The following is a 13,813-nucleotide window of genomic DNA, read 5'->3' as shown; positions in this document are numbered from 1 at the left end:
GCGCTCGGCGGCGCAGCCGTCGCAAACCCAACCGCCTCGACTTTTCTGATGGACTGGGCCTTCCGGTTTTGGGGCGCGGTGCGCCCAGCGCGGGCAAGCCCGCTCTCCACATGGGCCGCCATTCCTATCAGTCAGGCCGGCGCCATCTCCTGCGCCAGCCCCATGAACGCCGCCGGCAGGCGCGCCGACTTGCGTTCCTTGAGGCAATACAGGTACTCCGGGATCTGCGGCGCATTCTCGATGCTCAGCACTCGCAACTGCGGATCATGGGGCACTTCCTGGCGGGCAATGATGCTGATGCCGATATTGCGCAGCACCGCCTCGCGGATCGACTCACGGCTGCCGATCTCCAGCAGCGGCCCATGACTGACGTGGGCATTACGCAACAACTCTTCGGTCAGTTGCCGGGTGGTCGAACCGGCCTCGCGCATCAGCAGGCAATGCCCGGCCAGCGCACTCAGCGGCACGTGGTCATGAATCGCCAATGGATGGTTGCGATGCACCGCCAGTACCAATGGATCGCTGCCCAACACCCGGCGGATCAGCCGCGGGTCTTCAAGCAACTGTGACGAGGCGGCGACGTCGACCCGGTATTCCTCCAACGCCTCCAGCACCTGCTGGGAGTTGCCGATCTCCATCGACACCTCGACCTGGGGCAAGCGCTCACGGAACGCCTTGACCAGGTCGAGAATGTAGTACGGCGCAGTCGCGGCGATGCGCAAGGCGCCCTGCACCTGGCCACTGTTGCGCAGGAAGAACTCGATGTCGGCCTCCTGCTGCAGCAGCGCCTTGACCATCGGCAGCAGCCGCGCGCCCTCCTCGCTGACGCTCAGCCGACGGCCACCGCGATAGAACAGTTCGACCGAGTACTGGCTTTCCAGATGCCGGATCTGGGTAGTGACGGTGGGCTGGCTGAGGCCGAGCTTTTTCGCCGCCTCGGTGATGCTCCCCAGGCGGGCGACCATGTAAAACGCCTTCAGCTCCGCACTCTTCAATTCGGCACTCGGCACATCACCCTCTCATCGTCTATTTGCGCAACAGACGCAGACCGTTGAACACCACCAGCAGGCTGACGCCCATGTCGGCGAAGACCGCCATCCACATGGTCGCCATCCCCAGGAAGGTTACCGCAAGAAAGATCGCCTTGATGACCAGGGCCAGGGCGATGTTCTGCTTGAGAATACCCGCAGTCTGCCGCGACAGGCGAATGAACGCTGGAATCTTGCGCAGATCGTCGTCCATCAAGGCGACATCGGCAGTCTCGATGGCGGTATCGGTCCCGGCTGCCGCCATCGCGAAACCGATCTCGGCGCGGGCCAGCGCCGGCGCATCGTTGATGCCGTCGCCGACCATGCCGACCCGGTGCCCCTTGGCGTACAGTGCCTCGATGGCCTGCAGCTTGTCGGTCGGCAGCAGGTCGCCACGAGCCTCGTCGATCCCCACCTGGGCGGCGATCGCCTTGGCGGTGTGCGGGTTGTCGCCGGTGAGCATCAGGGTCTTGATGCCCAGCTCGTGCAACTGGCGGATGGCCTCGCGACTGGAGTCCTTGACCGTATCGACCACGGCGAACAGCGCCAGCGGGCCGGAGCTGTCTAGCAACAGCACGACGGTCTTGCCCTGCTGCTCCAGGGCAAAGAGTTTTTCTTCCAATGCCTGTGAGCACAGGCCCAGCTCTTCCACCAGCCGATGGTTGCCCAGGTGATAACGCTGGCCGCCGATATCGCCACGCACGCCACGACCGGCCAGGGCCTCGAAGGCCTCGACTTCGTGCAGCTCGAGCTGCTTGTCCCGGGCATCGCGGGCAATCGCCAGGGATACCGGGTGATCAGAACGGGCGGCGAGGCTGGCAGCAATCGCCGGGGCCGTCTCGCTATGCAGCGCTTCCAATGGCAGGAAGTCGGTCAGCACCGGCTTGCCGTGGGTGAGGGTGCCGGTCTTGTCGAGGGCCAGGTAGTCGAGCTGATGACCACTTTCCAGATAGACCCCGCCCTTGACCAGGATGCCCTTTCGCGCTGCAGCCGCGAGGCCGCTGACGATACTGACCGGCGTCGAGATCACCAAGGCACAAGGACAGGCGACCACCAGCAGGACCAGCGCCCGATAGATCCAATCGAACCACAGGCCGCCCATGAACAGCGGCGGGACCACCGCCACAGCCAGCGCGAGGGCGAATACCGCCGGAGTGTAGATCGTCGAGAAGCGGTCGACGAAACGCTGGGTTGGCGCCCGTGCACCCTGGGCCTGCTCCACCGCATGGATGATCCGCGCCAGGGTCGAGTTGCCCGCAGCTGCCGTCACCCGGTAGTCCAGTGAGCCAGCCTGGTTGATGGTACCGGCGAACACCTTGTCACCAGGAGTTTTCTCGACTGGCAGGCTTTCGCCGGTGATCGGCGCCTGATCGACGCTGGATGAGCCATAAACCACCTCGCCGTCCAGGCCTATGCGCTCGCCGGGCCGAACCCGAACCAGAGCACCGAGTTCGACACCCTTGACCTCGACTTCCACCCAGCTGCCATCCACCTGGCGCACCGTCGCCGTTTCCGGGGCCATCTGCATCAAGCCACCAATGGCGTTGCGGGCACGATCCAGCGAGCGCGCCTCGATCAGTTCGGCAATGGTGAAGAGGAACATCACCATCGCCGCTTCCGGCCACTGGCCGATCAGCACGGCGCCGGTCACGGCGATGCTCATCAGCGCGTTGATGTTCAGGTTGCGGTTTTTCAGGGCGATCCAGCCCTTCTTGTAGGTGCCCAGGCCGCCGCTGAGAATCGAGACCAGCGCGACGAGGGCCACCACCCAGGTGGGCGCGGCGTTGGTGAAGTGGATGACTTCGGCCGCCAGGGCGCCCACCCCGGATACGGCCAGCGGCCACCAGGGTTTCTTCGCCGGGGGCTGGCTGGCGGCCTGCTCATCCGCACCGTCTTCCAGCGGCTCGGCCTGCATGCCTAGCGACTTGATCGCCTCGATGATCGGCGCGGTCGACGGCAGATCGTGGGTCACGCCGAGAATCCGATTGATCAGGTTGAATTCCAGTTGCTGGATACCGGCCAGCTTGCCCAGCTTGTTCTGGATCAGCGTCTGCTCGGTGGGACAGTCCATGGCTTCAATGCGGAAGCGGCTCAGGCGACCGTCGACGCTGGAGCCATTGCCAAGGTTGACCAGCGCTGGCGCCTCGGCCCCCGAACAACAGCCATGGGCGTGCCCGGCCTTGCCGTGGTCATGGATCGGTTTGCCCGCATGGGCATGATCGTGATCGTGATCGTGATCAGCATTTTGGTGCCCGGCGTCGGAGACAGGCTCGACGGCGCTCGAACAGCAGGAGCCGCCATGTTCATGCTTGTGTTCATGACCGGCGTGCGGATGCTCATGACCCGGTTTGCGCGGAGTGTGAATGGAGTCGCTCATGGGATACGTCCCTGAAAGGTGCCTGTTGCCAAGTGAACACCCTGTAGCCACTATAGGGTCAAGCACCCTTTTGGGAGATCCGACGATGAAGATTGGCGAACTGGCGAAACTCACCGACTGCCAGGTGGAAACCATCCGCTATTACGAGAAGGAGAACCTGCTGCCGGAACCGGCGCGCAGCGAGGGCAACTACCGCCTGTACACCCAGGCCCATGTCGAGCGCCTGACGTTCATCCGCAATTGCCGCAGCCTGGACATGACCCTGGAGGAAATCCGCAGCCTGCTGAGCCTGCGCGACAGCCCGCAAGACCAGTGCGAAAGCGTGAATGCGCTGGTCGACGAGCATATCCATCACGTCAAGGCACGGATCGACGGGCTGCTGGCATTGCAGGCCCAGTTGCTGGACCTGCGCCAGCGCTGTGGCGGTGGGCCGGAGGCGGACCAGTGCGCAATCCTGCAGCGCCTGGAAGTCAGCGGCAGCGTGGTGCCAGCTGAAGAGCATTCACATGTCGCGAGAAGTCACGGGCACTGAGCCCCCTGTGGCGAGCGGGCTTGCCCGCTCGCCACGATGCGTCTTCACCTGACGACTCAGACCGCCATCGGCGCCGTCAATGGCGCATGGTGTTGGTAGCCTTCCAGGCTGAAATCACTCGGCTCGACCTTCTCCAGCCACTCCGGCTCGTACTTGCCCGTCTTGGCAAACTCCGGCACGCGGTCGGAAATCACCAGTTTCGGCATCGGGAACGGCTCGCGGGCGAGTTGTTCGTTGAGCATGTCCAGGTGGTTTTCGTACACATGGGCATCGCCGATGAAGTAGGTGAACCAGCGCGGCGTGTAGCCGGTCAGGCGGCCGATCAGGCTCAGCAGCGCCGCGCCCTCGGTCAGGTTGAACGGCGTACCCAGGCCCAGGTCATTCGAACGGATGTAGAGGGTCAGGGAAATTTCCTTCGTCTCGACATTCGGGTGGAACTGGTACAGCAGGTGGCACGGCGGCAGGGCCATTTCGTCCAGTTGCGCGCAGTTCCAGCCGTGGAACAGGATGCGCCGGCTGCCCGGGTCCTTGATGATGGTGTCGACGCACTGGCGAACCTGGTCGATCGCCTTGTACAGCACCACATAGGCCTGGTCGTCTTCCTCGCCTTGGGCGATCTGCCGGTAGCCCTGGGCCAGGGTCTGCTCGATGGCGGCGCGGTTGCTCGCCGGGATCTGCTTGTAGGCCGGCCACTTGCGCCATTGCACGCCGTAGATCTCGCCCAGGTCGTCATCGCCCTGGCGGAACGGGTTGGCCAGCCACTGGGCGTTTTCGTTGGCGTTCTGGTCCCAGACCTTGCAACCCAGCTCGCGGAACTCGGCGGCGTTGTTCACTCCACGGAGGAAGCCGCACATTTCGCCAATGGCGGACTTGAAGGCCAGCTTGCGGGTGGTGATCGCCGGAAAACCTTCCTTGAGATCATAACGCAGCATCGCACCGGGAAAGCTGATGGTGTTCACACCGGTGCGGTTGGCCTGCTTGGTGCCGTTCTTGATGACGTGGGCGACCAGATCGAGATATTGCTTCATGAATTACCTGCATCCTTGAATACGGGGCCCGTGGGCCCCGATTCGAATTTAAAGCGCGGCGTCTTTCGTCGCCGGAGTGGTCGAGTTGCGATGATAGGCGAACCACAGCAGCGCCAGGCCACCGATGATCATCGGCAGGCTGAGAATCTGCCCCATCGTCACCCAGCCGAACGCCAGGTAGCCAAGCTGCGCATCCGGTACCCGGACGAATTCGACGATAAAACGGAAGATCCCGTAGAACAACGCGAACATGCCGGAAACCGCCATGGTCGGCCGCGGCTTGCGCGAGAACAGCCAGAGAATGACGAACAGTGCCACACCTTCGAGGGCGAACTGGTACAACTGCGACGGATGGCGCGGCAGTTGCGCCGGATCGCTGAACGGCGGGAACACCATCGCCCACGGCACATCGCTCGGCTTACCCCACAGTTCGGCATTGATGAAGTTGCCGATCCGTCCGGCACCGAGGCCGATCGGCACCATCGGCGCAACGAAGTCCATCAGCTCGAAGAACGACTTGCCGTTACGCCGGCCAAACCACCAGGCGGCCAGCATGACCCCGATGAAACCGCCGTGGAAGGCCATGCCGCCCTTCCAGACCTCGAAGATCAGCGTCGGGTTGGCAATGTACGCCGGCAGATCGTAGAACAGCACATACCCCAGCCGCCCACCGACGATCACCCCCATGGCCAGCCAGAACACCATGTCGGAGAGTTTCTCCTTGGTCCAGGTCGGGTCGAAACGGTTCAGGCGCCGGGAGGCCAGCAGCCACGCACCGCCAATGCCGACCAGGTACATCAGGCCGTACCAGTGGATTTTCAGCGGACCGATGGCCAGGGCCACCGGGTCGATCTGCGGGTAAGGCAGCATTGCGACTCCTTGATAGAGTAGAAAATTCAGGACCTGCTCGCTCAAGCGACGAACAGGCTGGCGGGCCATGATGGGGCCCTGCCATTAAGCCAATATTGCGTCCGGCACACTGAACCGGACCTGAGGTCAGATCAGGAACTTCATCCCGACACAGAACAACAGCCCGGCAAACAGCCGCTTGAGCAGCAGCGGCGAGAGCTTGTGCGCCAGCTGAACGCCAAAGCGGGCGAAAAACATACTGGTCAGGGCGATGCCGAGCAAGGCCGGCAAGTAGATGAAGCCCAGGCTGTGCTCCGGCAACAGGGGATCATGCCAGCCCAGCAGCATGAAGCTCAGGGTACTGGCCACGGCAATCGGCAGCCCGCAGGCCGACGAAGTCGCCACCGCCTGCTGCATCGGCAGGCTGCGCCAGGTGAGGAACGGCACGGTCAGCGAACCGCCACCGATGCCGAAAATCGCCGAAGCCCAGCCAATCACCCCGCCCGCCAGGCCCAACCCGAGCTTGCCGGGAATCTCCCGGCGGGTCCTGGGCTTGAGGTCCAGCGCCATCTGTACCGAGACGACCAGGGCGAACACACCGATGATCTTCTGCAGGTTCGGCCCGGCAATCGCCTTGGCCGTCAACGCCCCAAGCCCCGCACCCAGCAGGATGCCCAGGGCCATCCAGGTAAAGATCGGCCAGCGGACCGCGCCCCGGCGATGATGGCCGCGAATGGTGTTGAACGACGTGAAAATGATGGTCGCCAGGGACGTACCCACCGCCAGGTGCGTCAGGATCGAGCTGTCGAAACCCTGCAGGGTGAAGCTGAACACCAGCACCGGGACGATGATGATCCCGCCACCGACGCCGAACAGCCCGGCCAGCACGCCCGCACAGGCGCCCAGCAGCAGATAGAGCAGAAATTCCATGCATCCCCCGAAACAAGACCGGCATGGTAACGGATGCATGCCGCTCGTCTCTACTGGATGACGACGGACACCCTGCGTAAAGTGAGCGAAAACACAGAGGGACCACCTGATGTGCCTGATTGTCTTTGCCTGGCGCCCGAGCCACGCCCAGCCACTGATCGTCGCGGCCAACCGCGACGAATTCTATGCCCGCCCCAGCCTGCCCCTGGGCCAGTGGCCGGAAAACCCGCAGATCCATGCCGGGCGAGACCTGGAAGCCGGTGGCACCTGGCTCGGCGTCGGTGCCGACCGGCGCTTCGCCGCCCTGACCAACATCCGCAATCCCCACCAGCCACCGGCACGTCGCTCGCGGGGCGAACTGGTCGCTCGTTTCCTTGGCGGAAACACTCCGATTGCCGATTATCTCCAGGACATCGTCGCACGATCGCCGGAGTACGCCGGATTCAACCTGTTGCTGGGTGACGGGAAAGAGCTGTGGCACTTCAACTCCCATGAGGGCCAACCGCGTCGATTGCCAGAGGGCGTCTACGGGCTGTCCAATGCCGGGCTCGACACCCCCTGGCCGAAGCTGCTCAAGGCCAGGGCGGCATTGGCGCAGACCCTGGACCGACCCGCACCGGAGAACCTGCTGGCCATGCTGGGCGACCCGAGCACCGCGCCATTTGCAGAGCTGCCGGACACTGGCGTAGGCCTGGCGACCGAAAGCCTGCTGTCCAGCATCTTCATCGCCAGCCCCAGCTACGGGACGAGGGCGAGCACGGCGCTGATCGTCAATGCCGACGGTACGCGGCGACTGGTCGAGCGCAGCTTCGGCCCCCATGGCGGGCACCTGGGCGAAGTGGAGTTGACGCTCTGAGTGTGACGCGCAGCGCACCGGGTCGTGGAGTGCGGATCGTTACGCCAAGCAGTGAAACACCGGGCGCACCGTCATCCTTGTGGCGAGCGGGCTTGCCCGCGCTGGAGCGCGTAGTGCTCCTGAGACCGGTTACCGCGATACTTCGTGCGCAGTTTTACGGCTGCTGTGCAGCCGAGCGCGGGCAAGCCCGCTCGCCACAAAGGCTGTGGTGCGCCCCTTTTGGTGTTTACCGGACACGAGTGACGCCCTGCGTGGGAATGCCGCCGGTGACGCTCCGCGTCACACCTGCCACTGATCAGTGCTTGACCACCGGATTGGCCATCCGCCCCAGCCCGAGATTCTTCAGCGCCAGTTGCAGGGTACTGTGGATAACTTGCGGGTTGTCGATGGTCATCACCTGTTCCAGCAGTTCCTGGGACTTGCTCAGGCTGATCTGACGCAGCATCCATTTCACTTTCGGCAGGTTGGTGGCGTTCATCGACAGGCTGTCGAAACCCATCGCCATCAGCAGCACCGCCGCCGCCGGGTCGCCAGCCATTTCCCCACAGATGCTCACCGGCTTGCCTTCGGCGTGGGCATCACGGACCACGTTCTGCAGGGCCTGCAGCACTGCCGGGTGCAGGTAGTCGTACAGGTCGGCCACCCGTGGGTTGTTACGGTCCACGGCCAGCAGGTATTGGGTCAGGTCGTTGGAACCGACCGAAAGGAAATCCACCTGGCGCGCCAGTTCGCGGGTCTGGTACACCGCTGCGGGAATCTCGACCATCACGCCAACCGGCGGCATCGGCACGTCGGTGCCCTCGTCGCGAACTTCACCCCAGGCCCTGTGGATAAGATGCAGCGCCTCCTCCACCTCATGGGTACCGGAGATCATCGGCAGCAGGATGCGCAGGTTATTCAGGCCTTCGCTGGCCTTGAGCATGGCCCGGGTCTGCACCAGGAAGATTTCCGGGTGGTCGAGGGTCACGCGGATACCGCGCCAACCAAGGAACGGGTTGTCCTCGACGATCGGGAAGTACGACAGCGACTTGTCACCGCCGACGTCCAGGCTACGCATGGTCACCGGCTGCGGGTGGAACGCCGAGAGCTGTTCGCGGTAGATCGCCAGCTGTTCCTTCTCGCTCGGGAAGCGCTGGTTGATCATGAACGGCACTTCGGTGCGATACAGCCCCACGCCTTCCGCGCCACGCTGTTGCGCGCGGGCGACGTCGGCCAGCAGGCCGGTGTTGACCCACAGCGGCATGCGGTGGCCATCGGTGGTCACGCAAGGCAGCTCACGCAGGGCATCGAGGCCCTGGGACAGCTGGCGTTCCTCTTCCACCACGCTGACGTACTGCTTGCGCAGCAGTTCGCTGGGGTTGGTGAAGACTTCGCCACGGGCACCGTCGACGATCATCTCGATGCCGTCGACCTTGGAATACGGCAGGTCGACCAGGCCCATCACCGTCGGGATACCCATGGCCCGGGCCAGGATCGCGACGTGGGAGTTACCCGAACCGAGTACCGACACCAGGCCGACCAGGTTGCCTTCCGGCACCTCGCCCAGCATGGTCGCGGTCAACTCCTCGCTCACCAGAATGGTGTTCTTCGGGTAGACCATGTTCTGCTGGCGCTCGGACTGCAGGTAGGCCAGCAGCCGGCGACCGAGGTCCCTGACGTCCGAGGCACGCTCGCGCAGGTAGTCGTCATCCATCAGTTCGAAGCGATTGACGTGATCGGTAACCACCTGGCGCAGGGCACCCTGGGCCCATTGGCCGGTCTTGATGACGTTGGTCACCTCACTGCCCAGCGAGGCGTCATCGAGCATCATCAGGTAGACATCGAACAGTGCCCGCTCTTCCGGGCGCAACTGGCTGGCCAGCTTGGTCGACAGGGTGCGCATGTCGTTGCGCACACCCTCGATGGCGGTCTTGAACAGCGCCAGTTCGGCATCGATATCGGTAATGGCCTTGTCCGGCACCACGTCCAGGTCCGCCGGCGGCAGCATCACCACCGCGGTACCGACTGCAGCACCCGGTGAGCCCGGCACGCCGACGAACTTGGTTTCCTGGATGCCCTTGCCTTCACGGCCCAGGCCACGGATCGAACCGGTGGCCTCGGCATGGGCGATAACCCCGGCCAGCTGGGCGCTCATGGTCACCAGGAAGGCTTCTTCGCCCTCGTCGAACTGGCGACGCTCTTTCTGCTGGATGACCAACACGCCGACGACGCGGCGGTGGTGAATGATCGGCGCACCAAGGAAAGACGCATAACGTTCCTCGCCGGTCTCGGCGAAGTAGCGGTAACGCGGGTGATCGGCGGCGTTCTCGAGGTTCAGGGGCTCTTCGCGGGTGCCGACCAGGCCGACCAGGCCCTCGTTCGGCGCCATGCTGACCTTGCCGATCGAGCGCTTGTTCAGGCCTTCGGTGGCCATCAGCACGAAGCGATTGGTCTCGGGGTCGAGCAAGTAGACCGAGCAGACCTGGCTGCCCATGGCCTCTTTGACGCGCAAGACAATAATCCCCAACGCCGTCTTGAGATCCTTGGCGGAGTTAACTTCCTGGACGATCTTGCGCAGCGTATTGAGCATGGCTCGGGGTCGAACTCCGTGTCAGTCGCGCGTTAAAAGGCGCGGGGCAAGCTCTTTGAGCGCGCGACGATAAACCTCGCGCTTGAATGTCACCACCTGGCCCAACGGGTACCAATAGCTGACCCAGCGCCAGCCATCGAACTCCGGTTTACCGGTCAAATCCATCCGCACCCGCTGCTCGTTGGACAGCAGGCGCAGGAGAAACCATTTCTGTTTCTGGCCGATGCACAGCGGTTGGCTGTGGGTACGCACCAGACGTTGCGGCAAACGATAGCGCAACCAGCCTCGGGTACAGGCCAGAATCTGCACATCCTCTCGTTCCAGGCCGACTTCTTCGTTCAATTCGCGGTACAAGGCGTCTTCAGGCGTCTCGTCAGGATTGATCCCACCTTGCGGAAACTGCCATGCATCTTGATTGATCCGGCGAGCCCATAGGACCTGACCAGCATCATTCGTCAGAATTATCCCGACATTAGGACGGAAACCATCGGGGTCGATCACGGCAACCACCTCGTAAACGCATGTCATCGCATTGTTCCACAAAGGTTGTGAAAGCAGCAACGCACCGCCATACCTTATGTGCACTCTTGTGAAAAGACCGTATTCTGATCGCCTTTCTACAGGCTTTTCAGCGAGTAACTGCAATGCGTCTGGCTTTATTCGACTTGGACAACACACTTTTGGGCGGCGACAGCGACCACGCCTGGGGCGACTACCTGTGCGAACGGGAGATTCTCGACCCGGTTGCCTACAAGAAACGCAACGATGAGTTCTACCAGGACTACCTGGCCGGCAAGCTGGACAACGCCGAATACCTGAACTTCTGCCTGGAAATCCTCGGCCGCACCGAAATGGCGCAGCTGGACGAGTGGCATCGCGACTACATGCGCGACTGCATCGAGCCGATCATCCTGCCCAAGGCCCTGGAACTGCTGGCCCGGCACCGTGACGCCGGTGACAAACTGGTCATCATCACCGCCACCAACCGCTTCGTGACCGGGCCGATTGCCGCACGCCTGGGTGTCGAGACGCTGATCGCCACCGAGTGCGAGATGCAGGACGGCCGCTACACCGGGCGTAGCACCGATGTCCCGTGCTTCCGTGAAGGCAAGGTGACGCGCCTGAACCGCTGGTTGGAGGAAACCGGCCACAGCCTGCAGGACAGTTACTTCTACAGTGATTCGATGAACGATCTGCCACTGCTGGAGCAGGTGAGCCACCCGGTGGCGGTGGACCCGGACCCGAACCTGCAGGCCGAGGCCGAGCGGCGTGGCTGGCCGGTGATCAGCCTGCGCGGCTGACCCTCCCCCTGGAGCCAGGCAAGACCTGGCGGCCTCTTCGCGGGCAAGCCCTGCTCCTACAGATTCGAGGCGTACTGGGCCCTTGTGTACGACATCGTCCTGTAGGAGCAGGGCTTGCCCGCGAAGAGGCCCGCAAGATCACCACAAGGCGCTCAGGCCGGTTTGGCGACCATCAGGTAGAAAATCGCCATGAACGCCAGGAATGCCGGCCAACCCAGCGCAAACCACCAGCGCATGTACGCCTGCGCCTTGAGCGGCATCTCCGTCCCCTCGCGTAGCGCCTGATCCGCCATCCGGTGCACCCGTATCTGCAGCCAGACCACCGGCAACCAGCAGATGCCCGCCAGCACGAACAGACCCATGCTCCACACCAGCCACGCCTGGCCCAGCGGCCAGCCCGCCAGATGCACCAGCCCCAACCCGCTCAATGGCTGGAACACCGCCGTGGTCGTAGTGAAAGCCCAGTCGGCGAACACCAAGTGGCGGAACGTCACCGCAATCACCTCGACCTTGCCGGTACGCCAGGCCCGCAACGCGTAATAGGCAGAGCCGGCGCCCAGACCGAAGAGAACGGTGGAAGACAGGATATGCAGGGTCTTGAGTATCAGGTAGGCGCTCATCGACGCGGTTCAGTCCATAGAAGCCAGAGAGTCGCCACCATCAGCACCAGGTTCTTGGCGACGGCGGCGTAAGGGTCAAACCAGTAGTGCGGGAGCACCAGGCTGATGATCAGGGTGTAGCTGGCCATCAGCAGCAACTGGGCCTGGAACGTCCGGCGGCGCCAGCGCTTGAACAGCATGCCCAGCCCGAGCAGGGCGTCGCACAGCGAACCGAGCCACACGGCGAAGCTGGCAGCACCGCCCGTTACACCGAATTCGGCCATGATCCGCAGGCTCCAGTCGTAACCCGGCCCGAGGCACACGGCGGCAGTGCCGAACCAGATCAGCAGCATCACCGCCAGCATCAGCGGACGCAGGGCCGCCTGCACGCTCTGCGCGGCATTCGGCCAATCGACCAGATGGGTCGCCAATGGTGCAGCCCGATAGCCGCACAACGTTGCCAGCAATTCAGGATCGGCGACATTGTCGCGCCGGGCCATGCGCAGGCATTGGTGATTCCAGGCTTTCCAGCCCAGGCGTTCGCCACACCAGGTACCGGCCGCCGCGAGCCATGGCGGGATCCTCAAGTATCGCGCCGGCTCCCAGCCCTGGGCGGCACGCAGGTGATCGAGCAGTTGCGCCAGGGTCAACGCTTGCGGCCCGACCAACGGCACGATCCGCGCAGACGATGGCCAGTGCCGCAGCAACGCCAGCACTGCACCGGACACATCATCGATGTGCACCGGCTGCAGCCGCGCGTCGAGATCGAACAGGGGAATCAGTGGCCAGGGCGACAGGCGCGTCAACCAGCCACTGCTGGTCCCGCCCGCCCCCACCAGCAGCGAGGGACGCAGCACCACCGCCGATACATCGAGTTCCATCAGGTAATTGTCGGCCGCCGCCTTGCTGGCCAGAAAGGCCACGTCCGGCTGCTCGCCGGCGCCCAGCGCGGAAATATGCAGGACCCGCACCTGTCGCTCCGCCGCCAGGTCGAACAGCGCACGCGTGCCAAGATCCTGGGTCCGCTGCAGCGCCTCGCGGTCGACGCTCAATAGCCCCGCCGCATTGATCAGCAGGTCGATGCCCTGGGGCATGACGAAATGATTGGGGTCGCTGGCCAGCCGATCCAGGTCGAGGACCTGCCATTCGACGTCGGACAGGTCACGGGAATGATGACGCCGACTGGTGGCAACCACTTCGTGACCGCTGGTGGTCAGCGCGGCAAGCAAGTGGCGACCAACGAAACCCGTGGCCCCCACCAGGAGAACTTTCATGACGATCCTTGGCGGACTAAACCGGTTTGGCGCCCATCAGGGCAGCAATCCCGACGAAACACAGCGTACTGAAGATCGCCAACGCCAGCGTGAATTTCCAACTGCCGCCCGCCTCGCCCCGGCGCAGGCGATTGAGCCGCACCACCAGCCAGGCCCAGGCCAGGCAACCGAAAGTGTAGAGAACGCTCGAGCCGAGCAGCCAGGTCTGGCCCAACGGAAATCCGCCCAGGTGGACCAGCCACCAACCGCTGACCGGCTGCACCACCAAGCACAGCGCCATCAGCCACCAGGCCAGCACCCAGGGCATCTTCAGCAACCGCCCCTGGATCGCCAGGTCACCGGCCCGGCGTCCACGCCAAAACCAGATGGCCACCGCCAGGATGCTACCGAGGAGCAGCACCGTGACCGTACTGTGCAGCACTTTCAGGGCAGTGAAGGTTTCCATCTGGCGTTTTCCTTAGTGGTTGCCC

General features: G+C 63.7%; 13 protein-coding genes. 3 read left to right on the top strand and 10 right to left on the bottom strand.

Annotation, left to right across the window (positions count from 1 at the left end; translation table 11 throughout):
• Positions 1-131: 131 nt before the first annotated feature.
• Positions 132-995 (bottom strand): LysR family transcriptional regulator, encoded by an 864-nt coding sequence (locus AC6I6U_RS05290; protein WP_497882989.1) that lies wholly within the window; start codon positions 993-995, stop codon positions 132-134.
• A 31-nt stretch (positions 996-1,026) separates the two neighbouring features.
• Positions 1,027-3,405, bottom strand: a complete 2,379-nt coding sequence (locus AC6I6U_RS05285; RefSeq protein WP_497880985.1) for a heavy metal translocating P-type ATPase — start codon at positions 3,403-3,405, stop codon at positions 1,027-1,029.
• Positions 3,406-3,490: 85 nt separating this feature from the next.
• Here AC6I6U_RS05285 and cadR point away from each other — a divergent pair, with 85 nt between their 5' ends.
• Positions 3,491-3,937, top strand: coding sequence for a Cd(II)/Pb(II)-responsive transcriptional regulator (gene cadR, locus AC6I6U_RS05280; protein ID WP_497880984.1), 447 nt, complete (start codon positions 3,491-3,493; stop codon positions 3,935-3,937).
• 56 nt (positions 3,938-3,993) lie between these two features.
• Here cadR and AC6I6U_RS05275 read toward each other — a convergent pair whose 3' ends face one another.
• From AC6I6U_RS05275 to AC6I6U_RS05265, 3 genes are all read right to left on the bottom strand, one after another.
• Positions 3,994-4,965 carry a thymidylate synthase gene (locus AC6I6U_RS05275; RefSeq protein ID WP_497880983.1) on the bottom strand — a complete coding sequence of 324 codons (972 nt, stop codon included), beginning with the start codon at positions 4,963-4,965 and terminating at the stop codon, positions 3,994-3,996.
• A 48-nt stretch (positions 4,966-5,013) separates the two neighbouring features.
• Complete coding sequence (gene lgt, locus AC6I6U_RS05270) at positions 5,014-5,835, bottom strand: prolipoprotein diacylglyceryl transferase (protein ID WP_497880982.1); 822 nt, start codon at positions 5,833-5,835, stop codon at positions 5,014-5,016.
• Positions 5,836-5,961: 126 nt separating this feature from the next.
• Positions 5,962-6,744 carry a sulfite exporter TauE/SafE family protein gene (locus tag AC6I6U_RS05265; protein WP_497880981.1) on the bottom strand — a complete coding sequence of 261 codons (783 nt, stop codon included), beginning with the start codon at positions 6,742-6,744 and terminating at the stop codon, positions 5,962-5,964.
• 109 nt (positions 6,745-6,853) lie between these two features.
• On the opposite strand from AC6I6U_RS05265, the gene AC6I6U_RS05260 reads away from it, so the two are divergent.
• Complete coding sequence (locus tag AC6I6U_RS05260; RefSeq protein WP_497880980.1) at positions 6,854-7,600, top strand: NRDE family protein; 747 nt, start codon at positions 6,854-6,856, stop codon at positions 7,598-7,600.
• A 295-nt stretch (positions 7,601-7,895) separates the two neighbouring features.
• Here the strand turns inward: AC6I6U_RS05260 and ptsP are convergent, their stop codons facing one another.
• Together ptsP and AC6I6U_RS05250 are read right to left on the bottom strand one after the other, a co-directional pair.
• The gene (gene ptsP / locus AC6I6U_RS05255; RefSeq protein ID WP_497880979.1) at positions 7,896-10,169 is read right to left on the bottom strand and encodes a phosphoenolpyruvate--protein phosphotransferase; all 2,274 of its coding nucleotides are present in this window, start codon (positions 10,167-10,169) and stop codon (positions 7,896-7,898) included.
• A gap of 21 nt (positions 10,170-10,190) precedes the next feature.
• On the bottom strand, positions 10,191-10,670 hold the full coding sequence (locus tag AC6I6U_RS05250; protein ID WP_010450599.1) for an RNA pyrophosphohydrolase: 480 nt from the start codon (positions 10,668-10,670) through the stop codon (positions 10,191-10,193).
• A gap of 143 nt (positions 10,671-10,813) precedes the next feature.
• Between AC6I6U_RS05250 and AC6I6U_RS05245 the strand changes: the two genes are divergently transcribed.
• Positions 10,814-11,470, top strand: coding sequence for a histidinol-phosphatase (locus tag AC6I6U_RS05245; protein ID WP_497880978.1), 657 nt, complete (start codon positions 10,814-10,816; stop codon positions 11,468-11,470).
• A gap of 152 nt (positions 11,471-11,622) precedes the next feature.
• Here AC6I6U_RS05245 and AC6I6U_RS05240 read toward each other — a convergent pair whose 3' ends face one another.
• The 3 genes from AC6I6U_RS05240 to AC6I6U_RS05230 are packed head-to-tail and all read right to left on the bottom strand — an operon-like array spanning position 11,623 to position 13,788.
• Complete coding sequence (locus AC6I6U_RS05240) at positions 11,623-12,090, bottom strand: DUF2269 family protein (RefSeq protein ID WP_497880977.1); 468 nt, start codon at positions 12,088-12,090, stop codon at positions 11,623-11,625.
• Positions 12,087-13,343 carry an SDR family oxidoreductase gene (locus tag AC6I6U_RS05235; RefSeq protein WP_497880976.1) on the bottom strand — a complete coding sequence of 419 codons (1,257 nt, stop codon included), beginning with the start codon at positions 13,341-13,343 and terminating at the stop codon, positions 12,087-12,089. The genes AC6I6U_RS05240 and AC6I6U_RS05235 overlap by 4 nt, the downstream gene beginning before the upstream one ends.
• A 16-nt stretch (positions 13,344-13,359) precedes the next feature.
• Positions 13,360-13,788 carry a DUF2269 family protein gene (locus AC6I6U_RS05230; RefSeq protein ID WP_497880975.1) on the bottom strand — a complete coding sequence of 143 codons (429 nt, stop codon included), beginning with the start codon at positions 13,786-13,788 and terminating at the stop codon, positions 13,360-13,362.
• Positions 13,789-13,813: the final 25 nt, after the last annotated feature.

It is taken from the genome of Pseudomonas sp. UTLPPB19802 (genome assembly GCF_059730225.1).
This window is presented reverse-complemented; position numbering and strand designations above follow the sequence as displayed.

What these genes read in the sequence shown, in the direction of transcription:
- AC6I6U_RS05285 (WP_497880985.1), bottom strand. Translation starts at nt 3,405, where the DNA reads ATGAGCGACTCCATTCACACTCCGCGCAAACCGGGTCATGAGCATCCG.
- cadR (WP_497880984.1), top strand. Translation starts at nt 3,491, where the DNA reads ATGAAGATTGGCGAACTGGCGAAACTCACCGACTGCCAGGTGGAAACC.
- AC6I6U_RS05275 (WP_497880983.1), bottom strand. Translation starts at nt 4,965, where the DNA reads ATGAAGCAATATCTCGATCTGGTCGCCCACGTCATCAAGAACGGCACC.
- lgt (WP_497880982.1), bottom strand. Translation starts at nt 5,835, where the DNA reads ATGCTGCCTTACCCGCAGATCGACCCGGTGGCCCTGGCCATCGGTCCG.
- AC6I6U_RS05265 (WP_497880981.1), bottom strand. Translation starts at nt 6,744, where the DNA reads ATGGAATTTCTGCTCTATCTGCTGCTGGGCGCCTGTGCGGGCGTGCTG.
- AC6I6U_RS05260 (WP_497880980.1), top strand. Translation starts at nt 6,854, where the DNA reads ATGTGCCTGATTGTCTTTGCCTGGCGCCCGAGCCACGCCCAGCCACTG.
- ptsP (WP_497880979.1), bottom strand. Translation starts at nt 10,169, where the DNA reads ATGCTCAATACGCTGCGCAAGATCGTCCAGGAAGTTAACTCCGCCAAG.
- AC6I6U_RS05245 (WP_497880978.1), top strand. Translation starts at nt 10,814, where the DNA reads ATGCGTCTGGCTTTATTCGACTTGGACAACACACTTTTGGGCGGCGAC.
- AC6I6U_RS05240 (WP_497880977.1), bottom strand. Translation starts at nt 12,090, where the DNA reads ATGAGCGCCTACCTGATACTCAAGACCCTGCATATCCTGTCTTCCACC.
- AC6I6U_RS05235 (WP_497880976.1), bottom strand. Translation starts at nt 13,343, where the DNA reads ATGAAAGTTCTCCTGGTGGGGGCCACGGGTTTCGTTGGTCGCCACTTG.
- AC6I6U_RS05230 (WP_497880975.1), bottom strand. Translation starts at nt 13,788, where the DNA reads ATGGAAACCTTCACTGCCCTGAAAGTGCTGCACAGTACGGTCACGGTG.